This is a genomic window from Curtobacterium sp. NPDC092190 (assembly GCF_044755625.1).
In the GTDB taxonomy this organism is placed as follows: domain Bacteria; phylum Actinomycetota; class Actinomycetes; order Actinomycetales; family Microbacteriaceae; genus Curtobacterium.
The window spans coordinates 654696-676898 of sequence record NZ_JBIVRJ010000002.1 but is presented as its reverse complement, the minus strand read 5'-3'; the positions used below and the strand labels follow the sequence as shown (position 1 = coordinate 676898).

21 protein-coding genes and 1 pseudogene are annotated in these 22203 nt (G+C 71.6%); 14 read left to right on the top strand and 8 right to left on the bottom strand.

What is annotated here, in order from left to right:
* Nucleotides 1–62 precede the first annotated feature (62 nt).
* Nucleotides 63–1178: a mannose-1-phosphate guanylyltransferase gene (locus tag ACIQFY_RS07410; protein WP_066655104.1), complete on the bottom strand. Its 1116-nt coding sequence runs from the start codon at nucleotides 1176–1178 to the stop codon at nucleotides 63–65.
* 238 nt (nucleotides 1179–1416) lie between these two features.
* On the opposite strand from ACIQFY_RS07410, the gene ACIQFY_RS07405 reads away from it, so the two are divergent.
* The 6 genes from ACIQFY_RS07405 to ACIQFY_RS07380 all read left to right on the top strand — a co-directional run bounded on the left by ACIQFY_RS07405 (nucleotide 1417) and on the right by ACIQFY_RS07380 (nucleotide 7021).
* Nucleotides 1417–2655, top strand: coding sequence for a glycosyltransferase family 4 protein (locus ACIQFY_RS07405; RefSeq protein ID WP_400339083.1), 1239 nt, complete (start codon nucleotides 1417–1419; stop codon nucleotides 2653–2655).
* A 78-nt stretch (nucleotides 2656–2733) separates the two neighbouring features.
* The gene (gene sdhC / locus ACIQFY_RS07400; RefSeq protein ID WP_209685124.1) at nucleotides 2734–3183 is read left to right on the top strand and encodes a succinate dehydrogenase, cytochrome b556 subunit; all 450 of its coding nucleotides are present in this window, start codon (nucleotides 2734–2736) and stop codon (nucleotides 3181–3183) included.
* A gap of 18 nt (nucleotides 3184–3201) precedes the next feature.
* The gene (gene sdhD / locus ACIQFY_RS07395) at nucleotides 3202–3648 is read left to right on the top strand and encodes a succinate dehydrogenase, hydrophobic membrane anchor protein (protein ID WP_066655106.1); all 447 of its coding nucleotides are present in this window, start codon (nucleotides 3202–3204) and stop codon (nucleotides 3646–3648) included.
* A 91-nt stretch (nucleotides 3649–3739) separates the two neighbouring features.
* Nucleotides 3740–5533 (top strand): succinate dehydrogenase flavoprotein subunit, encoded by a 1794-nt coding sequence (gene sdhA, locus ACIQFY_RS07390; RefSeq protein ID WP_066655109.1) that lies wholly within the window; start codon nucleotides 3740–3742, stop codon nucleotides 5531–5533.
* On the top strand, nucleotides 5533–6306 hold the full coding sequence (locus tag ACIQFY_RS07385; protein WP_066655113.1) for a succinate dehydrogenase iron-sulfur subunit: 774 nt from the start codon (nucleotides 5533–5535) through the stop codon (nucleotides 6304–6306). The genes sdhA and ACIQFY_RS07385 overlap by 1 nt, the downstream gene beginning before the upstream one ends.
* A gap of 70 nt (nucleotides 6307–6376) precedes the next feature.
* Nucleotides 6377–7021, top strand: a complete 645-nt coding sequence (locus ACIQFY_RS07380; protein ID WP_400339079.1) for a glycohydrolase toxin TNT-related protein — start codon at nucleotides 6377–6379, stop codon at nucleotides 7019–7021.
* 75 nt (nucleotides 7022–7096) lie between these two features.
* Here ACIQFY_RS07380 and ACIQFY_RS07375 read toward each other — a convergent pair whose 3' ends face one another.
* The 7 genes from ACIQFY_RS07375 to ptsP form a co-directional block, all read right to left on the bottom strand.
* Nucleotides 7097–7780, bottom strand: a complete 684-nt coding sequence (locus ACIQFY_RS07375) for a DUF805 domain-containing protein (protein WP_400339077.1) — start codon at nucleotides 7778–7780, stop codon at nucleotides 7097–7099.
* Complete coding sequence (locus ACIQFY_RS07370; protein ID WP_400339074.1) at nucleotides 7777–8406, bottom strand: DUF805 domain-containing protein; 630 nt, start codon at nucleotides 8404–8406, stop codon at nucleotides 7777–7779. The genes ACIQFY_RS07375 and ACIQFY_RS07370 overlap by 4 nt, the downstream gene beginning before the upstream one ends.
* Nucleotides 8407–8470: 64 nt before the next feature.
* Nucleotides 8471–9403, bottom strand: a complete 933-nt coding sequence (locus ACIQFY_RS07365; RefSeq protein ID WP_400339072.1) for an NADP-dependent oxidoreductase — start codon at nucleotides 9401–9403, stop codon at nucleotides 8471–8473.
* A gap of 184 nt (nucleotides 9404–9587) precedes the next feature.
* Entirely contained in the window at nucleotides 9588–10742 is a 1155-nt protein-coding gene (locus tag ACIQFY_RS07360) for a mannitol-1-phosphate 5-dehydrogenase (protein ID WP_251159547.1), read from the bottom strand.
* Entirely contained in the window at nucleotides 10739–11176 is a 438-nt protein-coding gene (locus tag ACIQFY_RS07355; protein ID WP_022907882.1) for a PTS sugar transporter subunit IIA, read from the bottom strand. Before ACIQFY_RS07355 ends, ACIQFY_RS07360 begins: the two co-directional genes overlap by 4 nt.
* A gap of 75 nt (nucleotides 11177–11251) precedes the next feature.
* The gene (locus ACIQFY_RS07350) at nucleotides 11252–12808 is read right to left on the bottom strand and encodes a PTS mannitol transporter subunit IICB (RefSeq protein WP_066655119.1); all 1557 of its coding nucleotides are present in this window, start codon (nucleotides 12806–12808) and stop codon (nucleotides 11252–11254) included.
* 119 nt (nucleotides 12809–12927) lie between these two features.
* Nucleotides 12928–14583 (bottom strand): phosphoenolpyruvate--protein phosphotransferase, encoded by a 1656-nt coding sequence (gene ptsP / locus ACIQFY_RS07345; protein WP_400339069.1) that lies wholly within the window; start codon nucleotides 14581–14583, stop codon nucleotides 12928–12930.
* A 261-nt stretch (nucleotides 14584–14844) separates the two neighbouring features.
* Between ptsP and ACIQFY_RS07340 the strand changes: the two genes are divergently transcribed.
* The 8 genes and pseudogenes from ACIQFY_RS07340 (at nucleotide 14845) to ACIQFY_RS07305 (ending at nucleotide 22053) form a co-directional block, all read left to right on the top strand.
* Nucleotides 14845–15615, top strand: a complete 771-nt coding sequence (locus ACIQFY_RS07340; protein WP_058728882.1) for a DeoR/GlpR family DNA-binding transcription regulator — start codon at nucleotides 14845–14847, stop codon at nucleotides 15613–15615.
* Between the two features lie 75 nt (nucleotides 15616–15690).
* The gene (locus ACIQFY_RS07335) at nucleotides 15691–15963 is read left to right on the top strand and encodes an HPr family phosphocarrier protein (RefSeq protein ID WP_066655121.1); all 273 of its coding nucleotides are present in this window, start codon (nucleotides 15691–15693) and stop codon (nucleotides 15961–15963) included.
* A 139-nt stretch (nucleotides 15964–16102) separates the two neighbouring features.
* Nucleotides 16103–16945: an exodeoxyribonuclease III gene (locus ACIQFY_RS07330; protein ID WP_209685117.1), complete on the top strand. Its 843-nt coding sequence runs from the start codon at nucleotides 16103–16105 to the stop codon at nucleotides 16943–16945.
* A gap of 34 nt (nucleotides 16946–16979) precedes the next feature.
* A complete protein-coding gene (gene trpS / locus ACIQFY_RS07325) occupies nucleotides 16980–17990 on the top strand; it encodes a tryptophan--tRNA ligase (RefSeq protein ID WP_400339064.1) in 1011 nt (336 codons plus the stop codon).
* An 11-nt stretch (nucleotides 17991–18001) separates the two neighbouring features.
* The gene (locus tag ACIQFY_RS07320) at nucleotides 18002–18598 is read left to right on the top strand and encodes a GNAT family N-acetyltransferase (protein ID WP_251155520.1); all 597 of its coding nucleotides are present in this window, start codon (nucleotides 18002–18004) and stop codon (nucleotides 18596–18598) included.
* A 12-nt stretch (nucleotides 18599–18610) separates the two neighbouring features.
* Entirely contained in the window at nucleotides 18611–19732 is a 1122-nt protein-coding gene (gene ribD, locus ACIQFY_RS07315; RefSeq protein ID WP_081984948.1) for a bifunctional diaminohydroxyphosphoribosylaminopyrimidine deaminase/5-amino-6-(5-phosphoribosylamino)uracil reductase RibD, read from the top strand.
* 29 nt (nucleotides 19733–19761) lie between these two features.
* Nucleotides 19762–20385 (top strand): annotated as a pseudogene (gene ribA / locus ACIQFY_RS07310) (GTP cyclohydrolase II); the annotation flags it as partial.
* A 249-nt stretch (nucleotides 20386–20634) separates the two neighbouring features.
* Nucleotides 20635–22053, top strand: a complete 1419-nt coding sequence (locus ACIQFY_RS07305) for an MFS transporter (RefSeq protein WP_400339061.1) — start codon at nucleotides 20635–20637, stop codon at nucleotides 22051–22053.
* Nucleotides 22054–22203 lie beyond the last annotated feature (150 nt).

Here is a 22203-nt window from a genome sequence, read left to right as displayed (position 1 = left end):
CTCCCCCGAGTCAGCCCGGCCCCCGCGACCGGAACATCACCGTACACCAGGTCGGCGGACCGTCAGAGCACGTCCCCCCGACCGCTCAGCTTCAGTGCGTCCACCACGCCCTTGACCCGCTGCGCGTTCGCGCTCGTGGTGACGAGCAGCGCGTCCGGGGTGTCGACGACGACGATGTCCTCGACCCCGATGAGCGAGATGAGCCGCTGGCTGTGCGCCACGACGATGCCGCTCGACGAGTCGGCGAGGATCCGCGCGCCGTCGCCGAGCACGGCGAGGTTGTTCGCCCGCCCGCCGGACTGCAGCTTCGCGAGCGAGGCGAAGTCGCCGACGTCGTCCCAGTCGAAGTCGCCGGGCACGACGGCCATGCGCCCCGCGGCGGCGGCGGGCTCGGCCACGGTGTAGTCGATGGCGATCTTCTCGAGCCCCGGCCAGATCGCGTCGACGACCGCGCCGCGCGAGGAGGTGTCCCACGCCGCGGCGAGCTCCTCGATGCCGGCGAGCAGCTCGGGCTTCGTGCGACCGATCTCGGCGAGCAGCACGTCGGCCCGCGCGATGAACATGCCGGCGTTCCAGAGGTACGAGCCGTCCTCCAGGTACCCGCGGGCGGTGTCGAGGTCGGGCTTCTCGACGAACGACTTCACCGCGTGCACCGTCGACGCACCCTCGACCGGGAGCGCGGCGCCGTCGGCGTGGATGTAGCCGAAGCCGATCGCCGGCTCGGTCGGGGTGATGCCGATGGTCGTCACGTACCCGGCGCGTGCGGCGGCGACGGCTTCGCGCACCGAGCGGCGGAAGCCCCGGGCGTCACCGATGACGTGGTCAGCCGCGAACGAGCCGATGACCACGTCCGGCTCACGGCGGCGCAGGATGGCGGCGGCGAGCCCGATGGCCGCGGTCGAGTCCTTCGGCTCGCTCTCGAGCACGACGTTGTGGTCGGCCACGCCGGGCAGCTGCGCCTCGACGGCTGCTCGGTGCGCCCGCCCGGTCACGACCATGATCCGCTGCTCTCCGGCGAGCGGTGCGAGCCGGTCCCAGGTCTGCCGCAGGAGCGACGCGCCGGAGCCGGTCAGGTCGTGCAGGAACTTGGGCGCGTCGGCGCGCGAGAGCGGCCAGAGGCGGGAACCGATGCCGCCGGCCGGGATGATCGCGTAGAAGTCCTCGAGTGCGTCTGCCACCCGCTCACCGTACCGGTGTCGCCGGACGTGACCTGGACGCCACCCGGACGACCATCGCACCGCTCCTGCGGGTGCCCGCAGCGGCCGCTCGCACCGGGACGGGCCGCCGCCGACGGGACGGCCGTGCCCCGCGCCTCCCGACCGGCTCGCAGCGCAGCGCGAGTTCACCGGCTGCGCGCCGCCCGTTCACCCGCGCCGCCCCGGCCGGTCACGGCGCGCGCGGACCATGGACAGCACCATGAGCGCACGCAGCGTGGAGCGCGGCACGTCCCAGCGGACCGTCGCCGTCGTGACCGAGAGCTTCCTGCCCACCCTGAACGGCGTGACCACCAGCGTCCTGGCGGTCCTCGACCACCTGGAGCGCCGCGGCCACCGCGCGGTCGTCATCGCCCCGGACACGCCCGGTCTCGCCCGGTTCCGCTCGGGGACCCGGATCGAGCGCTACCGGTCATTCGACGTGCACCGGGTGCCCGCCGTGGCCTACCGGCAGTTCCCGGTCGCGCTCCCCCACCCCGTGCTCGACACGATCCTCGCCGCCTCCGGCGCCGACGTGCTGCACGCGGCGAGCCCGTTCCTGCTGGGCGGTCGCGCGATCACGGCGGCCGGGAGGCTCGGCATCCCCTCCGTCGCCGTCTTCCAGACCGACGTGGCCGGGTTCGCCCGCCGCAACGGCCTGACCGCGACCGTCCCGTTGGTCAGGAGGATCCTGGGCCGCATCCACGCGGGGGCGTCGCTGACGCTCGCCCCGTCCAGCGCGACCGCGGCGATGCTCGCCGAGGACGGCGTGCCCCGCGTCGCCCGCTGGGGCCGCGGTGTCGACACCGACCTGTTCAACCCGGACCGGCGACGCTCCGCGCACGTCCGTGCGGCGCGGCGGCGGATCGCGCCGGGTGGCGAGACCATCGTCGGCTACGTCGGTCGGCTCGCACCCGAGAAGGAGGTCGAGCGGCTCGCCGAGCTCGGCGGCGTCCCGGGCATCCGGCTGGTCGTCGCCGGCGGCGGGCCGTCGCGTGCGTCCCTCGAGCGTCGGCTGCGACACCTCGACGTCACGTTCACGGGACCCCTGCGCGGCGACGCCCTGGCCGACGCCTACGCGATGCTCGACGTCTTCGTGCACACGGGGCCGGCCGAGACCTTCGGGCAGACCCTGCAGGAGGCCCACGCGAGCGGCCTGCCGGTCGTCGCGCCGGCGTCCGGGGGCCCGATCGACCTCGTCGCGCCCGGCCTCGACGGCGAGCTGTACGACCCGGACGTGCCCCAGGCGCTCCGTCACGCCGTGCTCGGGCTCGTGACGGACCCGGCGGCGGCCGCACGGATGGGCTCGGCCGGGCGTCTCCGGGTCGAGGGCACCACGTGGGAGGCCGTCGGCGACCAGCTCCTCGCACACCACGACACCGCCCGCACGATCGGGGCTCCGCCGACCCTGTCCCGGACCCTCCGTGTCGGGTGGGACGAGAGTGTCAGCGCACGCGCATAGGATGGGACGTGTTCCACACGAACACGAACGGCAAGGGCTCGCCGATCGGACGAGCCCGTCCTATGGGAGGACTCGCTCATGGCCGAGCAGACCGCAGGCGGGACGACGATCGTCGAACCGAGAGTGACGATCGAGGCGCCCCGTGCGTCCCGGAAGCTCGAAGGAACGCTGTACCGCGGGTCCACGGGGATGTGGTCCTGGGTGCTGCACCGCATCACCGGTGTCGCGATCTACTTCTTCCTGCTCGTGCACATCCTCGACACCGCGCTGGTGCGCCTGTCCCCCGAGGCGTACAACGCCGTGATCGGCACCTACAAGACGCCGATTATGAACATCGGTGAGATCGCGCTCGTGATGGCGATCGTCTTCCACGCGCTGAACGGGCTGCGGATCATCCTGGTCGACTTCTGGTCGAAGGGGCCGAAGTACCAGCGCGCCATGTTCTGGATCGTCCTGGTCGTGTGGGCCGTCCTGATCGCGGGCTTCCTGCCCCGTCAGCTCATGAACCTCGTCGCGGACTTCCAGTAGGCGAAGGGACCCACGGACATGACCACGCAGATCGTCGAGCCGCCTCGTTCGGCCGCAGCCGCCCGCCGCACCACCAACTGGGAGAAGTGGGGGTGGATCTACATGCGCGCTTCGGGCGTCCTGCTCGTCGTGCTGATCTTCGGCCACCTCTTCGTCAACATGGTCGCCGGCGAGGGCGTGAAGCAGATCGACTTCGCCTTCGTCGCCGGCAAGTGGGCGAACCCCTTCTGGCAGGTCTGGGACTCCCTGATGCTCGTCCTCGCCCTCGTGCACGGCTCGAACGGCATGCGGACGATCATCAACGACTACGTCGCGAAGCCCGGCATCCGGAAGACCCTGCTGCTCGCGGTGCTCATCGCGTGCGTCGCGCTGGTCGTGCTCGGCCTGCTCGTCTGCTGGACGTTCGACCCGTGCCCGGCGGGCGCCGCCGCTGCCGACCTGCCGTCGTTCTGCCCCGCGCAGTAGCAGCACGGCTCGGCCACGAGCACCGCGCCGTAGACCCACGCGCACGCCGCGACCTCCCCGCCGGCGCGCTGACCCACCCCGAAAGGCCCCAGTGAGCGAGACCACCGTCCACCACCACCAGCACGACATCGTCATCATCGGCGCGGGCGGTGCCGGCATGCGTGCCGCCATCGAAGCCGGCCCGAAGGCGAAGACGGCCGTCATCTCGAAGCTCTACCCGACGCGCTCGCACACCGGTGCGGCCCAGGGCGGCATGGCTGCGGCCCTGGCCAACGTCGAGGAGGACTCGTGGGAGTGGCACACCTTCGACACGATCAAGGGCGGTGACTACCTGGTCGACCAGGACGCCGCCGAGATCCTGGCGAAGGAGGCGATCGACGCCGTCATCGACCTCGAGAACATGGGCCTGCCGTTCAACCGCACGCCCGAGGGCAAGATCGACCAGCGGCGCTTCGGTGGGCACACGCGTGACCACGGCAAGGCCCCCGTCCGCCGGGCCTGCTACGCGGCCGACCGCACGGGCCACATGATCCTGCAGACGCTGTTCCAGAACTGCGTCAAGCTCGGCGTCGAGTTCCACAACGAGTTCTACGCGCTGGACCTCGTCATGGTCGACGTCGTCGGCGACGACGGGGTCACCCGCCAGCAGCCCGCCGGCGTCGTCGCCTTCGAGCTCGCGACCGGTGAACTGCACGTCTTCCACGCCAAGGCCGTGATCTTCGCGACCGGCGGCTTCGGCAAGATGTACAAGACGACCTCGAACGCCCACACCCTGACCGGTGACGGCGTCGGCATCGTCTGGCGCCAGGGTCTGCCGCTCGAGGACATGGAGTTCTTCCAGTTCCACCCGACCGGCCTCGCCGGCCTCGGCATCCTGCTCACCGAGGGTGCCCGCGGCGAGGGCGCGATCCTCCGCAACGCCTCGGGCGAGCGCTTCATGGAGCGGTACGCCCCGACCATCAAGGACCTCGCGCCCCGCGACATCGTCGCCCGGTGCATGGTGCAGGAAGTGGCCGAGGGGCGCGGTGCCGGTCCGAACAAGGACTACGTCCTCCTCGACTGCACCCACCTCGGTGCCGAGGTGCTCGAGACGAAGCTGCCGGACATCACCGAGTTCGCCCGCACCTACCTCGGTGTCGACCCGGTCGTCGAGCCGGTGCCCGTGATGCCGACCGCGCACTACGCGATGGGCGGCATCCCGACGAACACCAACGCCGAGGTGCTCTACGACAACACCACGGTCGTGCCCGGCCTGTACGCCGCCGGCGAGTGCGCCTGCGTGTCCGTGCACGGCTCGAACCGCCTCGGCACCAACTCGCTGCTCGACATCAACGTCTTCGGCAAGCGCTCGGGCAACAACGCGGCCGAGTGGGTGCAGACCGCCGAGTTCCTCCCCCTGCCCGAGGACCCGGCCGCCGGCGTCCGCGGGATGCTCGACCAGCTCCGCGCCTCGACCGGGACCGAGCGCATCGCCGTCCTCCGCAAGGAACTGCAGGACGAGATGGACAAGAACGCGCAGGTGTTCCGCACCGACGAGTCGCTCGGCAAGATGACCGAGACGATCCACCAGCTCCGCGAGCGGTACCTGAACATCGCCGTGCAGGACAAGGGCAAGCGCTTCAACACCGACCTGCTCGAAGCCGTCGAACTCGGGTTCCTGCTCGACCTGGCCGAGGTGGTCGTGTTCTCCGCGCGGAACCGCAAGGAGAGCCGCGGCGGCCACATGCGCGACGACTACCCGAAGCGCGACGACGAGAACTACATGCAGCACACCATGGCGTACCTGACGGGCGACCCGCACTCGTCACTCGCCGACGACCACATCACACTCGACTGGAAGCCCGTCGTCGTGACGCGGTACGAGCCGATGGAGAGGAAGTACTGATGACCGACACCCTGGTCTCCGACAGCCCGCGCACCGACACCGTGCAGAGCGCTCCTCCCGGATCGTTCCCCGTCACGATCATCGTCCGCCGGTTCGACCCGGACGTCGACGACGAGCCGCGCTGGCAGGACTTCGACGTGATGATGCTGCCCACGGACCGCATCCTCGACGCCCTGCACCAGATCAAGTGGGAGCAGGACGGCTCGCTCACGTTCCGTCGGTCCTGCGCGCACGGCGTGTGCGGCTCGGACGCGATGCGCATCAACGGGCGCAACCGGCTCGCGTGCAAGACCCTGATCAAGGACCTCGACGTGTCGAAGCCCATCTACGTCGAGGCGATCAAGGGCCTGCCCCTCGAGAAGGACCTGGTCGTGGACATGGAGCCGTTCTTCCAGTCCTACCGCGAGGTCCAGCCGTTCCTGCAGGCCTCGAGCAAGCCGGAGAAGGGCAAGGAGCGCGTGCAGTCCGTCGCCGACCGCGCCCGGTTCGACGACACCACGAAGTGCATCCTCTGCGCCGCGTGCACCTCGTCGTGCCCCGTGTTCTGGACCGACGGGCAGTACTTCGGCCCGGCGGCGATCGTCAACGCACACCGCTTCATCTTCGACTCGCGCGACGACTCGGCGAACGTGCGCCTCGACATCCTCAACGACAAGGAGGGCGTGTGGCGGTGCCGCACCACCTTCAACTGCACCGACGCCTGCCCGCGCGGCATCCAGGTGACCAAGGCGATCTCCGAGGTCAAGCAGGCGATCATGCGCGGCGGCGTGTGAGACGTCGACCCACCGGGGCCACGGCGGAGTCTCGGCGAACGGCATGGAACCGGCCGGTAGGCTCGCGCCCATGACGTTCGCGGAGACCCGCCCCATCCTGGACCAGCTCGGCTACACGATCCGCTACGTGCAGCTCCCCGGTGAGACGCTCGGCGAGCCCCCGGTCGAGGGTGCCCTCCGGGTCGTCCCGGCCGAGGCGCACGGCGACTTCGCGCTCGAGGTCGTCGACTACGGCACCGCTCGCCGACTCGCCACCGCACGTGGTGAGGACGACGCCGTCGAGATGCTCCGCCGCTTCCTGAACCGCGCCTTCCCGACACCGCGGGACATCCCCCGGCACGAGCTCGACGGGCTGCGTGACCGTGCTGCGTCGACGTACCCGCAGCTCGCGCAGCAGGTCGGCCAGGCCGGCCCGCAGGGGCTCACCATCCAGATCCCGGCCGGCGTCCCCGTCGACCGCGTCGGCGGCCCCGACGGCTACCTGCTGCACCCGCTCGACACCCCGCTCCCCCAGCGGTCGCTGCCCCCGCACGTCGCGGCGGCACCCGAGGTGCACCGCTACGTCGTCGACCGCCCCTTCATGGTCACGGTCACGTTCGTGCAGCCCTGGTTCGACCAGCCGGGAGGCGCGCTCCGGTTCGCGACGGCCGACCCGTCCGTCACGGTGCGCGACCTCGTCGTGGACGGTTCGCTGGTCCGTCTCCGGGTGGTCTGACCCTCTGCCCACCCCCCTGACGTGACGAAGCGGCCCACCCCTGCCGGGGTGGGCCGCTTCGTCGTGTCCGGGCGCTCAGACCTGCGGGCCGGGCGCCTCCGGTCGGTCGTACTGCGCACCGGCGGGGCTCGACTCCAGGCACCCGAACACGATGCCGGCGACCCCGGCCGCGAAGGAGACCAGCCAGAAGGGGCCGGCGAGACCGGCGTCGTGCACGCGGCGCCAGCCGAGCGCGAGGGACGGGACGAACGTCGCGAGTCCCCACAGCCCGAGCAGCCCGGCGAACAGGAGCGCGACCGCCGGGAAGCCGCCGGTCGAGGTCGTGGTGCCGTACTCGTCCGTCGTGGTGGCACCGGCCGCCCAGACGAGGATCGAGGCGATGTACGCGCTGAACAGGACCGTCACCACGATCGCGTTCGCCAGGTACCACCACCAGAACTCACTGCGGCTCGCGCGTCCGTCGAACCGGGCGTACTTCTTCCAGAACCGGACGAAGGCGTCGAGGAACCCGGCGCCGTACCAGGGCGCCCAGAGCGGCGGGGCGCCACTGGCGTCCGTCGGGATCGGCGCCTGCTGCTGGTACTGCGGGTACGGCTGGCCGTACGGCTGCTGCTGGTGTTGGGGGTAGGGCTGGCCGTACGGCTGCTGCTGGCCGTACGGCTGCGGCTGGCCGTACGGCTGCTGCGGCTGCTGCGGCTGCGGCTGCGGCTGCGGCTGCGGCTGCTCAGGGTTCCGGTCGTGCTGCTCGCCGTTCGTCACCGCGATCCCTCCGGTCGGTCGAAGCGGGCGCCTGCGGGCTTGGAGTCGAGCAGGGTGAAGACGAGGAGCGCGATCCCGCCGAAGAACGGGACCAGGCCGAGGAAGAAGAACGGGCCCGCCAGGTTCGCGTCGTGCAGGCGTCGCCACGCCAGGGCGATCGAGGGCAGGACGATCACGAGCATCCACAGGGTCCCCACGTACCCCATGATGAAGAACAGCGCGGACGGCTCGCTGACGACCGTCTCGACCCCGGACGGCGTCACGTACGTCTCGCGGCCGGACTGCGCGAACCCGATGCCCCAGATCGCGCCCAGCACGACGGAGATCGCGACGTTCCAGAGGTACACCCACCAGAACTCGCTGCGGCTCGCACGCCCGTCGAAGCGGACGTACTTCCTCCAGTAGCGCGCGTACGCCTGGACGAAGCCGATGCCGTACCAGGGTGCCCAGAGCGGAGGGCGCCCGTCCGGTCCCACCGGCGCCGAACGCTCGAACAGCGCCTGGCCCTGCGGTCGGAACTGCGGCGGCTGGTCGTACTGCGTCTGCTGGTACTGCGGCTGCTGGTACTGCGGTTCCGCCGGTGGGCCCGTCGGTCCCGGTCGATCGGTCGGTCGTTGGTCGCTCACGTGATCCCCCTCGTGGTGTTCGGTCGTGCGACGTACCCGTCGAGTCAACCAGACCCGAGTGCGCTCACGGGATCAGCGCGAGCTTGCCGCCCGGGTGCTGCGACTCGAGCAGCTCCGCCGCGGCCTTCGCCTCGGCCAGCGGGAAGGTCCGGGCCACCGGCACCTCGAGCTCCCCCGCCGCGGCGAGGTCGATCAGCCGCTGCCGCACGGAGTCCCGGAAGGCCTGGCTCTCCGGCTGCGAGCCGCCCACCGCGGGGAAGCCGTCCTGCTGCGCGCGGCCGAAGGCCGCGATGGTCACGATGCGGGAGCGGTCGGCGACGAGTGCCAGCGACACGTCGACCGCCTCGTCCGTCCCGACGCAGTCCAGCGCCACGTCGACACCGGAGGGTGCGAGGCCCCGGACGCGCGCCTCCAGGCCGTCACCGTACGCGACCCACTCGCCCCCGAAGCGGCGGACGGTCTCGGCGTTGCGTTCCGAGGCGGTGCCGATGACGCGCGTGCCGAGCTGGCGGAGGAGCTGCAGGACGGCGACCCCGACCGCACCGGAGGCGCCGTGCACCAGGACCGTGTCGCGCCCCTCGGCACGGGTGACCCGGATCATGTCGGCGGCGGTGGTCCCGGCGAGCAGCAGGTTCGCGGCCTGCGGGTGGTCGAGCGACGCGGGCTTGGCGAAGACGTCCGCGGCCGGGACGGTGATGCGCTCGGCCCAGCCGCCCTCGACCCGGAAGGCGAGGACCTCGTCGCCGACCGCTCCCCCGCCCGAGGCGATCTCGGTGCCGGGGCCGACCGCGCTGATCACGCCGGACACCTCGTACCCGACCGCGATCGGCAGGTCGGACCGGTCACCCTGCCGGGTGTGCTTCGTGTCGGCGGGGTTCATGCCGGCGGCACGGACGTCGATCGTGACCTCGCCGGTGCCGGGGGCGGGCACCTCGACGTCGACGTACTCGAGGACCTCGCTGCCGCCGAACTCGGGGGTGACCCAGTGCTTCGTCATGGGGTGGACGCTACGCTCCGGGACCGGCCTGCCCTCAGGTCCGGGCGCCGCCACAGCGTGACGGCGGCGTCTCGCGGGCGGCGCGGCCGTCGGACGCGCGGCGTCTCGCGGGGAGGCGGTCGCTGGACGCACGGGAGGCGCGATGCCAGCCGGCACCGCGCCTCCAGAGCGTCGTGTCGTCGTGTCAGCCGCGCGCCGACCGCACCCGGTCGGTGAACGCCGCGTGCAGCGGGTGCTGCGCGTCGAGCCCGGTGATCTCCGTCGCCACGTCGGCGTCCGAGCGGTCCGAACGCAGCAGCTGCTGCAGCTCGACGCTCTGCTCGTCGTCGGCGACGTCGAAGCGCAGCGCGGCGCCCATCGCGTCGAGCAGCGCGGTCGGCTCGGTACCGTCCTCGGCGAGGGCGGCCGCGGGCGAGACGAAGCGCTCGTCACGCGACAGCTTGCGGAGCGGCTGCCGACCGACGCGGGTGACCGTGTCGGGCAGGTGCGGGTTCTCGAAGCGGCCGATGATCGCCTGCACGTACGAGCGGTGCACCTCGGGGTCGAGCTCGTGACGACGCACCAGCAGGTCGCTCGTCTCGGCGAGCACCGACTCGAGCTCCGACCGCACGGCCGGGATCGCGATCGCGTCCGAGATCTTGTCGGCGCCGGCGAGGAAGCCGTGGTACGCGACCGTGGCGTGTCCGGTGTTCACCGTGAAGAGCTTGCGCTCGATCGACGCGGCGAGCCCGTCGACGTAGTGCGCACCGGGGATCTCCGGCTCGTTCCCGCCGAAGGGCGTTCGGTCGATGGCCCACTCGAAGTACGTCTCGACCGTCACGTCGAGGCCGGCGCCCTCGGGCTGGGCCGGGACGATCCGGTCGACGGCGGTGTTCGCGAACACGGCCTTGGCCAGGGCCTCGTCGCGCGACTCGGCCGGGAGCGCCTCGACGATGAACTCGCGCAGGCGGTCGGTCGCGTTGATCGCGTTCTCGCACGCCATGACGGCGAGGGGCGCGGCACCGGCGTCGCGCTGCTGGAGCGCCTTCGCGATGACCGGGGCGATGAACTTCAGGACGGTCGGCCCGACGGCGCAGGTCACGATGTCGGCGGCGGCGACCTCGGCGACCACGCCGGCCTCGTCCTGCGCGCTGTTCACGGCACGGAAGCCGGTGACCTCGTGGTCCTGTGCGCCCTGGCCGACCTCGTGCACGGTGTACGAGTCGGCGGCGGCGAGGGCGTCGATGAGCGGCGCGGCGACGTCCGCGAAGACGACCTCGTAGCCAGCTTCGTGGAGCAGGAGCCCGACGAAGCCGCGCCCGATGTTGCCGGCGCCGAAGTGGACGGCGGTCCCGGTCACTCGTTGACCTCACCGAGGATCGACAGGATCGCGGCGGTGTCCGGCGCGTCGGTGAGCTTCTGGACCTCGTCCTCGTCCGAGAACACGATCGCGATCTTCGACAGGATGTCGAGGTGCTCGTTGTTCACGCCGGCGATGCCGACGACGAAGCGCACGGGGTTGCCGTCCCAGTCGATCGGGGTGGCGTAGCGGATGAACGACAGGGCCGAGGACTTGATGGCGTCCTTGGCGTCGTTCGTGCCGTGCGGGATGGCGAGGAAGTTCCCCATGTACGTCGAGACGCTCTTCTCACGCTCGAGCATCGCCGGGTAGTAGTCCGCCGTGACCGCGCCCGCAGCCTCGAGGATCTCGGCCGCCTCCTTCATCGCCTCCGACTTGGTCGGGGCGGTGTCCTCGGTGTGGATGCGGATCTGGCTCTCCTGCAGGACGGGCATCGGGGTTCTCCTTGTTCTCGACGGACGTGGTGGAGGGGACGGGTTCGCACCCGTCCCCTCCGATTCTGCACTTCGTTACTGGTTCTTGAGCTGGTCGACGACCTGGTCGTACTGCGGCGCGTTCATGAAGTTGCCGACCGACACGTGCTGTGCGTTCGGGTTCTTCTGCTTCGCACGGTCGGTCAGTTCCTCCTGCGTGATGATCAGGTCCTCGGTGCCGTCGAGGTTCGCGATCGCCTTGTTGACGACCGTGACGCCCTCGATGCCCGCCTTCTTGACCTTGTTGCGCAGGACGCTGGCGCCCATGGCGCTCGAGCCCATGCCCGCATCGCAGGCGAACACGACGCTCTCGACCCGGGTCGCCGTCGCGGTGGACGCCGAACCGACGCCACCGAGCGCGGCCTCGGCCTCCTCGTCGTTGGCCGGCGCGTTGTTGCCGAGCAGGCCCGAGGTCGCGGCGTTGACGTCGCGGCCCTTGTTGGCCTGGAGCTTCGCCATCGCGGCGCTCATGTCGCCACCGTTGTTCGCCAGGTCACGCTTGCGGCTGGCGAGCAGGAAGAACGAGGCCACCGCGAACGAGACCGCCGCGGACAGGATCACCGAGAGGATGACGCCGACGTAGCTGTCCTTCGCCGTGGCGGTGAGGACGGCGATGATCGAACCGGGCGAAGCCGGGGCGACCAGGCCGGACTGGAACGCGACGTTGGTCGCGACACCGGTCGCACCGCCGAGGATGACGGCGAGGAACAGGACCGGCTTCTGCAGCACGTACGGGAAGTAGATCTCGTGGATGCCGCCGAAGAACTGGATGAGGATCGCACCGGGAGCGGTCGAGCGGGCGATGCCGACACCGAAGAAGGTGAAGGCGAGCAGGATGCCGAGACCCGGGCCGGGGTTCGCCTCGAGCAGGAACAGGATGCTCTTGCCCGACTCCTGGACCTGCTGCGCACCGAGCTGGTCGAGCACGCCGTGGTTGATCGCGTTGTTGAGGAAGAAGACCTTGGCGGGCTCGATGATGACGCTGGCGAGCGGCAGGAGCGAGCTGTCGACCAGGAACTTCACCGCGGCACCGAGGCCCTCGGCGATGAGCTTGAACAGCGGCGCGAGCCAGAAGAAGCCGACGAGCGCGAGCACGAAGCCGAGGATGCCGGCCGCGTAGTTGTTCACGAGCATCTCGAAGCCGGGCTTGATCTTGCCGTCCCAGATCTTGTCGATCTGCTTGATGAGCCACGCGCCGAGCGGGCCGCAGATCATCGCGCCGAGGATCATGATCGTGCCGTTGGCGCCGATGATGACACCCATCGCCATGATCGAGCCGACGACGGCGCCGCGGGTCTCGTAGATCATCCGGCCGCCCTGGAAGGCGATCGCGAGCGGGATGAGGTAGGTCAGGATCGGGCCGACGAGACCGATGTTGGCCACGCCGTCGGTCTCACCGAAACCGCCGAGGACGCCCACGGGCGTCCACCCGGTCTCGATGAAGAAGGCGGTGATGAGGCCCCACGCGATGAAGATCGCGATGTTCGGCATCACCATGCCGGAGAGGAACGTGCCGAACTTCTGGACGGCGACGCGTGCGCCGCCCCGCGACTTCGCGGGTGCGTCGGGCGCTGCAACGGACGACGTTGTCATGTGCCTGGCTTTCTGTGATGGGTGCTGCTGCGGTGTGAAGGGGTGCTGGGTGGTGCTGGTGCTGCGGTGGTGCTGGTGCTGCGGTGGTGCGGGTGCTGCGTGGGGTGGAGCTGGTCGGGTCAGACGGCGTGCGCGGCAGCCGCGGCGGACTTGGCCGCCGCCGCGGTGCTCGCGGCGAGTGCCGCCTTCGCCATCTCGCGGGCCTGCTCGAGCGAGTGCTTGCCGAGTTCGGCGCGCACGTCGGCCAGGGCCGCGGGGGTCATGGACAGGGTGGTGGCGCCGAGGCCGACGAGCACGACGGCGAGCAGCGGGTCGGCCGCGGCCTCGCCGCAGATGCCCACGGCCTTGCCCGCGTCGGCGCCGGCCGCACCGAGCTGTGCGACGAGGCGCAGCACGGCGGGGTGCCACGGGTCCTGGTAGGACGCGACGGTGCCGAGCATGCGGTCGGCGGCCATCGTGTACTGGGTCAGGTCGTTCGTGCCGATCGACACGAAGTCGGCGTTCGTGAAGACCTGCTCGGCCATGAGTGCGAGCGAGGGCACCTCGGCCATGACACCGGCGGTGCGGATGCCGAGCTCGCGGGCCAGGTCGACGAAGTACTCGGTCTCCTCGGCGTCGGCGACCATCGGTGCCATCACCCAGAGGTCGGCCTCGGTCGCCGCGTCGGCCTGGGCGAGCGCGGTGAGCTGGTCGCGGAGGACCTCCTCGTGGTTCCGCAGCGCGCGCAGTCCGCGACGGCCGAGTGCCGGGTTCTCCTCGTCCTTGTCGGTGAGGAAGGGCAGCGGCTTGTCCGCGCCGGCGTCGAGCGCGCGGACGACGACCTTCTTGCCGGGGAACGCCTCGAGCAGCTGGCGGTAGGACTCGGTCTGCTGCTCGACGGTCGGCGCCTTCGGCGAGTCGAGGAAGAGGAACTCGGTGCGGAAGAGCCCCACGCCCTCCGCACCGAGAGCAACGGCGCCGGCGGCGTCGGCGGGGCTGCCGAGGTTCGCGAGCAGCGGGACGGTGTGGCCGTCGGCGAGTGCACCGGCGGTCAGCGGTGCGGCGGCGGCGGCGAGGCGGTCCGCGATGCGCTGGTCGACGTCGGCCACGAGCTCGGTGGACGGGTCGGTGACGACGGTGCCGGCCGCGGCGTCCACGACGACGTGGGTGCCGTCGGACAGGTCGTCGGCGCCGGTGACGCCGACGATCGCGGTGATGCCCTTGGCACGGGCGAGGATCGCGGTGTGGGAGGTCGGGCCGCCGTCACGGGTGACGAGGGCGAGCACCTTGTCGAGGTCGAGCAGCGCGGTGTCGGCCGGCGCCAGGTCACGGGCGACGAGGACGAAGGGGGTGTCCGACTCGGGGACGCCCGGGGCGGGGACACCGCGGAGCTTTGCGATGATGCGCTGCGCCACGTCGTCGAGGTCGGCCGCGCGCTCCCCCATGTAGCCGCCCATGCCGACGAGGAGGTCACGGAACTGGCCGAACGCCTCGAACACCGCACGCTCGGCATTGGTGCCGCCGTCGATGCGGGCGTGCACGTCGTCGAGGAGCGTCGGGTCCTGCGCCATGAGCGCCTGCGCCTCGAGCACGGCCTGGGCGTCGCCGCCGGCGAGCTGTCCGCGCTTGTTGAGGTCCTCGGCCACGGCCGCGAGCGCCTCGGCGACGGCGTGCTTCGCGTCGTCCGCCGTGCCGGCCAGCGCGTCCTTCGAGGGTTCGCCGAGCGGGTCCGCCATGCGGAGCACGGGGCCGTGGGCGACGCCACGGCCGACGCCGGTGCCGAGCAGTTCGGACATTCGAGACTCCTTCATCTCCACGCGCTCACGGTGGGGGTGGTTCGTTCGGTGCGCAGCGACACGAACGGACCACGCCCGTGCGGCTTGGCAGCACACTACCCCGATCCGCGTTGACAAACAAACACATCCGGGGATAAAAATGCAGAAACAGATGCCCGTTTGCGTCTGGCGGACGAAGCGATCCGGACGGATCCGGCGCCGATCTGCCCGAGCATGCCCGTTCTGTTCCGAGCAGGCCGATCGACCGAGACGACGAGGTCCATGTACGCACCAGAGCGCCACCAGCGCATCGTCGAGCGCGCCAGGTCGCAGGGACGGGTCGACGTGAAGGACCTCGCCGAGCTGCTCGAGGTCACGCCCGAGACCATCCGTCGTGACCTCACCAGCCTGGAGCGCCGTGGGCTCGTCCGTCGTGCACACGGTGGCGCGATCCCCGTCGAGCGGATCACCCTGCACCCGGGCGTCGGCGACCGCGGCGGCATCAACCAGGCCGAGAAGATGGTCATCGCCGAGGCGGCCCTCGCCGAGCTGCCGGAGAACGGCTCGGTGATGATCGACGCCGGGACCTCGACGATCTGCCTGGCCGAGATGCTCCCCACCGACCGCGGGCTCACCGTCGTGACCCACTCGCTGCCGGTCGCCATGGCCGTCGCGAACCGGTCCGGCATCGACCTGCACCTGCTCGGTGGCAACATCCGCAGCGACTCGCTCGCCGGCGTCGGCACGTGGACGCACCAGCTCATCGGCATGGTCAGCGTCGACGTCGCCTTCATCAGCATCAACGGCATCACGCCCGAGCGCGGGCTGACGACCCACAACATGGCCGAGGCCGCCGTGAAGAGCGCGATGATCAAGTCCGCCCGCCGGAGCATCCTGCTCGCGGACCACACCAAGTTCGGCCGCGAGGAGTTCGGTCGCGTCGCGCCGCTCGCCGCGATCGACACGATCATCACCGACCCCGGCGTGAACGCCGACCTCGTGCGCGAGGTCGAGGCCGCCGGCACCGAGGTCCTCTGGCCCGGTCGCGACTGACCGGCGCCGGTCCCCGGGACCGCCCACCACGCGCTCGCTAGCATGAGCGCACCACCCGTCGACAGGAGTCCATCGATGTCCGAAGCCACCCGCACCGTCACCGTCGCCAGCGCGTCCGGCCTGCACGCCCGCCCCGCGTCCCTCTTCGTCCAGACCGTCACCGCGTCCGGTCACCAGGTGACGATCGCCAAGGGCGACAAGTCCGGCAACGCGGGCAGCATCCTCGCGCTCCTCGGCCTGGGCATCGAGAACGGCGACGAGGTCACCCTCACGGTGACCGGCGACGACGCCGAGACGACGGCCGACAGCCTGGTCGAGTTCCTGCAGACGGACCACGACGCGGCCTGAGCAGGTCGGTCGCGCGACGCGACCACGTGACGGACGGGAGGCACGGTGCCAGCTGGCACCGTGCCTCCCGTCCGTCTGTCGCGACCCACGGCGACGGGCTGCGACGGAGCCGTCGGCCCGCGTCGGTAGGGTGGTCGGCATGACACGCCTGCGCCTCGCATCCGTCAACGTGAACGGCGTCCGCGCCGCGTTCCGGAAGGGCATGGGCGACTGGCTCGCCACCCGCGACGTCGACGTGCTCGCCCTGCAGGAGGTCCGTGCCTCGACCGACGACCTGGCGGGGCTGCTCGGCGACGAGTGGGACATCGTGCACGACCCCGCGACGGCGAAGGGCCGCGCGGGGGTGGCGATCGCCTCGCGGCACCGGGCGCACGTCCACCGCGTCGAGCTCGGGCCGTCCGACTTCGACTCCGCCGGGCGCTGGATCGAGGCCGACTACGAGCTCGACGGCACCACGGTCACGGTGGTGTCCTGCTACGTCCACTCGGGCGAGGTCGACACCCCCAAGCAGGACGAGAAGTGGAAGTTCCTCGACGGGATGACCGAGCGGCTCCCCGCGCTGCGCGAGCACAACCCGCTCGCGGTCGTCGTCGGCGACCTCAACGTCGGGCACGACCAGCGCGACATCAAGAACTGGAAGGGCAACGTCAAGCGCGCCGGCTTCCTGCCGCGGGAGCGCGCCTACTTCTCGCGGTTCTTCGGCGCCGAGGGCGAGCAGGTCGAGGGCGCCGACGGGTCCACCGCGCCGGGTCTCGGCTGGGTCGACGTCGGCCGTGAGCAGGCCGGCGACGTCGACGGTCCCTACACGTGGTGGTCGTGGCGCGGGCAGGCGTTCGACAACGACTCCGGATGGCGCATCGACTACCAGGTGGCCACCCCCGACCTCGCCGCGAAGGTCACGAGCTCCACGGTCGACCGCGCTGCGGCGTACGACCAGCGATGGTCCGACCACGCACCCGTGGTCGTCGACTACGAGCTCTGACCCCCTCCCCTCCACGCAGTACAGGAACACCCTCATGACCAAGACGCGCATCTTCTCGGGCATCCAGCCGTCGGCCGGATCCCTCCACCTCGGCAACTACGTCGGGGCGCTCATGCAGTGGCGCGACCTGCAGGACGACCACGACGCCATCTACTGCGTGGTCGACATGCACGCGATCACCTCCCCGCAGGACCCCGCGGAGCTCCGTGCGAGCACCCGGGCGACCGCGGCGCAGTACATCGCCTCCGGCATCGACCCGACGAAGTCGACCCTGTTCGTGCAGTCGCACGTGCCGGCGCACGCCGAACTCGCCTGGGTGCTGAACACCCTGACGGGGTTCGGCGAGGCGAGCCGGATGACCCAGTTCAAGGACAAGTCGGCACGGCAGGGCACCGAAGCGGCCTCGGTCGGGCTCTTCACGTACCCCATCCTCATGGCGGCGGACATCCTGCTCTACGACACCGCCGTCGTGCCGGTCGGCGACGACCAGCGGCAGCACGTCGAGCTGACGCGGGACCTGGCGACCCGGTTCAACTCCCGCTTCGGCGACACCTTCGTCGTCCCGAAGGCGCAGATCGGCACCGAGACCGCACGCATCTACGACCTGCAGGACCCGACGAGCAAGATGAGCAAGTCCGCCGCGTCGGACAACGGCCTCATCCGCCTGCTCGACGACCCGAAGCGCACCGCGAAGAAGATCCGCTCCGCCGTCACCGACACCGAGCGCGAGATCCGGGCCGACCGCCAGGAGAAGCCCGGCGTGACCAACCTGCTCGCGATCCTGTCGGCGTTCACGCGGACCCCGGTCGCGTCGCTCGAGGAACAGTTCGTCGGCAAGGGCTACGGCGACCTCAAGGGTGCCGTGGCCGACGCCGTCGTCGCCGAGCTCGAGCCCGTGCGCGCCCGGACGCTCGAACTGCTCGACGACCCTGCGGAGCTCGACCGGCTGCTCGCCGTCGGCGCCGAGCGTGCCGAGTCCATCGCGCAGGCCACGCTCGCCCGCGTGTACGACCGCATCGGCTTCGTGCCCCGCTCGCGCGGCTGACGATGCTCCCCGTGACGCTGTCGTCGGACCGGGTGCACCTCACGGTGCCGACCCGGTCCGACACCGCGGCCATCACGCGGGGCTGCCAGGACCCGTCGGTCGTGCGGTGGACGACCGTCCCGACGCCGTACACGGACCGCGACGCGCAGACCTTCGTCGACGCGCTGGTCGGTCCGGGGTGGGCGTCCGACCGCGAGTACACCTGGGGCATCCGGCGCCCGGGGTCGACGTGGCTCGAGGGTGTGGTGTCGTTCCGCACCGAGCACCGCGACCTCGGCTTCTGGCTCGCACCGACGGCCCGTGGCGAGGGGCTGATGCACGCGGCGGTGGAGCTCGTCGTCGCGTGGGCGTTCTCCCAGGGGGCGCCCGACGTGTACTGGGAGTGCTACGAGGGCAACGTCGGCTCCGCCTCGGTGGCCCGCGCCGGCGGCTTCTCGTTCACCGGCACCGGGACCGCCCGGATCCCGGACCGGGACGGCGGGCCGACGACCGCGTGGACCGGCCTCCGTCGCGCGGACGGCGTCCCTGCGTCCGACCTGCCCTGGCCCGCGGCGTCGTTCGCTGACAGGGGACAGCAAGGTGACGCGTCATCGACGCCTCGTCGGTAGTGTCGGAGCGTGATGTCGCCGTCCGACCCGCGCGCCCGCCCCGAGGAACTCCGGGCGATGCGCCGCGCCCTCGAGCTCGCCGCGCTCGGACCGGTCGTCGGTGACCACGCCCGCGTCGGTGCCGTGCTCCTCTCCCCCGCCGGGGACGTCCTCGCCGAGGGCTGGCACAAGGGCGCGGGGACCCCGCACGCCGAGGTCGACGCGATGGCGAAGGTGCCCGCCGAACAGCTGCGGGGCGCCACCGCCGTCGTGACGCTCGAGCCGTGCAACCACGTCGGTCGCACCGGCCCCTGCGCGCTCGCCCTGATCGAGGCCGGCGTCGGCCGCGTCGTCTACGCCGTCGACGACCCGGGTGAGCAGGCGAGCGGCGGGGCCGAGCGACTGCGGACGTCCGGCGTCGAGGTCGTCAGCGGCGTCCTCGCCGACGAGGCCGAGGCGTTCCTCGAGCGCTGGCTGCTGTCCGTCCGCACCGGGCGCCCGTGGGTGACCGTGAAGTGGGCGTCGAGCCTCGACGGTCGCGCGGCCGCCGCCGACGGCACGAGCAAGTGGATCACCGGCGCGGCAGCCCGACAGCACGTGCACGAGCAGCGTGCCGCCCACGACGCGATCCTGGTCGGCACCGGCACCGTGCTCGCCGACGACCCGAGCCTCACCGCACGCGGCGACGCCGGCGAACTGCTCGCCGACCAGCCGCTCCCCGTCGTCGTCGGCGACCGCCCGGTACCCGACGACGCGGCCGTCCGACGCCACCCACGCGGCCTGCTCGCCCTGCCGGGGCACGACCTCGCCGCCGCGCTGCGCACCCTGCGTGACCACGGCGTGCACAGCGTCCTCGTCGAGGGCGGTCCCACCGTGGCCTCGGCGCTCGTCGCCGCGGGCCTCGTCGACGAGCTGCTCGTGTACCTCGCGCCCGTGCTGCTCGGTGGCCCGCGCGTCGCGATCGGTGACGTCGGCGTGGGAAGCATCGGCGACCGCCACCCGTTGGACATCACATCGACCACCAGCCTGGGACCCGACCTCCTGGTCCGCGCTCGACCCCACCGCGCCCGGACCGCCCGTGCCGACGACGCGACGTCGACGGCCGCGACGACCAGGACCGCCGACCAGGCACAGAACGACCGGAGCACCCCATGACCGACGCCCTCACCTCCCCCACCCCGGGCAGCCCGGTGCAGTTCGAGGTCGCGACCACCGTCCCGACCACCCACGGCACGTTCGAGATGCGGGCCTACCGCGACCTCGTCACGAGCGCCGAGCACGTCGCGATCATCGCCGCGCTGCCCGACGGATCGGCCCCCGGGGACGACGCCCTGGTCCGCGTGCACTCGGAGTGCCTGACCGGCGAGGCGTTCGGGTCGCTGAAGTGCGAGTGCGGGCCGCAGCTCGACGCCGCGCTCGACACCATCGCCACCGAGGGCGGGGTCGTGATCTACCTGCGCGGGCAGGAGGGACGCGGCATCGGGCTGATCAACAAGCTCAAGGCCTACCGCCTGCAGGAGGACGGTCTCGACACGCTCGACGCGAACCTCGCGCTCGGACTGCCGGCCGACTCCCGCGAGTACGGCGGTGCGGCGGGCATCCTCACCGACCTCGGCATCGCCCGCGTCCGACTGCTCTCGAACAACCCCGAGAAGCGTCGGCAGCTCGAGGAGCACGGCATCGCGGTGTCGTCGCTGGTCCCGCTCGTGGTCGGCGTCGTCGCGCAGAACGCCGCGTACCTCGACACCAAGCGCGACCGCATGGGCCACCAGCTTCCCGCGCACCTGGAGACCGGCGCGACCAGCTGACGGGGATGGCCGGCTGACGGCGGTGGCCGGCTGACGGACGCTCCGCGGCGCGCGGACGCTGCCACGGGCCTCCCGGCCGATTTCCAGCTGCGCGACGGGTGTCGTAAGGTGAGGGTTCCGTCACGAGCGGTCCACCACCCACCGAACGCACCCGGTCCGAGCCCGCGCCACCCCGCGCGACCGACCGGTGTCCGCAGCCTCGGTACACCGCCGCGCTCCTCGTGAGTGCTCCCCTCGGAGTCCCCGTACATGACCGCCCCGGCACCCGCCGCCACGACCGACACGAAGGCCACCGGCAACCCGCGCTCCCGCGTGATCATCGCCAGCCTCGTCGGAACCTCCATCGAGTTCTACGACTTCTACGTCTACGCGACCGCCGCCGTCCTCGTCTTCCCCACGCTGTTCTTCCCCAACGAGGACCCGACGGCCTCGCAGCTGTCGTCCTTCGTCACGTTCGCCCTGGCGTTCTTCGCCCGCCCGGTGGGGTCGATCGTCTTCGGCCACTTCGGCGACCGTGTCGGTCGCAAGGCCACCCTCGTCGCGTCGTTGCTCGTGATGGGGACGGCGACGTTCCTGATCGGCTGCCTGCCGACCTTCGCGTCGATCGGCATCTGGGCACCGGTCCTGCTCGCCGTGATGCGCTTCGCCCAGGGCGTCGGGCTCGGCGGCGAGTGGTCCGGCGCGGCGCTGCTCGCGACCGAGAACGCGCCGAAGGGCAAGCGCGGCGTGTTCGGGTCGATGCCGCAGCTCGGCGCCCCGATCGGCTTCCTGCTCGCGAACGGCCTGTTCATCGCCATCAACGCCGCGATGCCCGCCGGTGCGGACGGCACCCCGAACGCCGACTTCCAGGCGTGGGGCTGGCGCATCCCGTTCCTGCTCTCGGCCGTCCTCGTGATCGTCGGCCTCTACGTCCGGTTCAAGCTCGTCGAGTCCACGGTGTTCCGCGGCGTGCAGGAGTCCGGCTCGGTCGCCAAGGTGCCGCTCGGACGGGTGTTCCGCACCTCGTGGAAGGCCCTGATCGTCGGCACCTTCGGCATGGTCGCGACCTACGTGCTCTTCTACTTCATGACGACGTTCACGCTGTCCTACGGCACCACCGCCGCCGAGGCCGGCCCGCTGGTGCCGAAGGTCGGCCTCGGGTACAGCCGGGGCGAGTTCCTCACGCTGCTCATGATCGGCGTCGTGTTCTTCGGCGTCTTCACCCCGATCGCCGGGTGGCTCGCCGACAGGTACGGCCGCCGACGCACGCTGATCCCCACCACGATCGGCATCGCCCTGTTCGGCCTGACGTTCCAGTTCTGGTTCGCCGCGTCGACCGGGCCGATCACCGTCGTCACGTTCCTGGTCGTGGGGCTCTCGCTCATGGGCCTGACGTTCGGTCCGATGGGGGCCCTGCTGCCGGAGCTCTTCCCGACGAACGTCCGCTACACCGGGTCGGCGATCGCCTACAACGTGGCGTCGATCCTCGGGGCGTCGCTCGCACCGACGATCGCCCTGGCGCTGTGGCAGCCGGACGGCACGATCGTCTGGGTCGGGCTCTACCTGACGCTCGCCGCCGTGGTGACCGTGGTCGCGCTGTTCTTCGTCCGTGAGACGAAGGGTGCGGGGCTCGACGAAGCCGACGCAGCCGGTTCGCCGGACGCTGCTCCGGCAGACGTGCGGGCATGACCGGCGCGTCCTGACGCGACCACCCGACGGACGGGAGGCGCGGGGGCGGGGCCGGCCCCCCCCCCCCCCCCCCCCCCCCCCCGGGCGCCCCCCCCCCCCCCCCCCGCCGCGGCCGCGGGGGGGCGGCCCCCCCCCCCGCCGCCCCCACCC

Bases quoted from the DNA above. Each gene is read 5' to 3' on its own strand.
- ACIQFY_RS07355 (WP_022907882.1), bottom strand. From the start codon at position 11,176: ATGCCCGTCCTGCAGGAGAGCCAGATCCGCATCCACACCGAGGACACC.
- ACIQFY_RS07350 (WP_066655119.1), bottom strand. From the start codon at position 12,808: ATGACAACGTCGTCCGTTGCAGCGCCCGACGCACCCGCGAAGTCGCGG.
- trpS (WP_400339064.1), top strand. From the start codon at position 16,980: ATGACCAAGACGCGCATCTTCTCGGGCATCCAGCCGTCGGCCGGATCC.
- ACIQFY_RS07380 (WP_400339079.1), top strand. From the start codon at position 6,377: ATGACGTTCGCGGAGACCCGCCCCATCCTGGACCAGCTCGGCTACACG.
- ACIQFY_RS07405 (WP_400339083.1), top strand. From the start codon at position 1,417: ATGAGCGCACGCAGCGTGGAGCGCGGCACGTCCCAGCGGACCGTCGCC.
- ACIQFY_RS07365 (WP_400339072.1), bottom strand. From the start codon at position 9,403: ATGACGAAGCACTGGGTCACCCCCGAGTTCGGCGGCAGCGAGGTCCTC.
- ACIQFY_RS07340 (WP_058728882.1), top strand. From the start codon at position 14,845: ATGTACGCACCAGAGCGCCACCAGCGCATCGTCGAGCGCGCCAGGTCG.
- sdhD (WP_066655106.1), top strand. From the start codon at position 3,202: ATGACCACGCAGATCGTCGAGCCGCCTCGTTCGGCCGCAGCCGCCCGC.
- ribD (WP_081984948.1), top strand. From the start codon at position 18,611: ATGTCGCCGTCCGACCCGCGCGCCCGCCCCGAGGAACTCCGGGCGATG.
- ptsP (WP_400339069.1), bottom strand. From the start codon at position 14,583: ATGTCCGAACTGCTCGGCACCGGCGTCGGCCGTGGCGTCGCCCACGGC.
- sdhC (WP_209685124.1), top strand. From the start codon at position 2,734: ATGGCCGAGCAGACCGCAGGCGGGACGACGATCGTCGAACCGAGAGTG.
- ACIQFY_RS07385 (WP_066655113.1), top strand. From the start codon at position 5,533: ATGACCGACACCCTGGTCTCCGACAGCCCGCGCACCGACACCGTGCAG.
- ACIQFY_RS07330 (WP_209685117.1), top strand. From the start codon at position 16,103: ATGACACGCCTGCGCCTCGCATCCGTCAACGTGAACGGCGTCCGCGCC.
- ACIQFY_RS07335 (WP_066655121.1), top strand. From the start codon at position 15,691: ATGTCCGAAGCCACCCGCACCGTCACCGTCGCCAGCGCGTCCGGCCTG.
- ACIQFY_RS07305 (WP_400339061.1), top strand. From the start codon at position 20,635: ATGACCGCCCCGGCACCCGCCGCCACGACCGACACGAAGGCCACCGGC.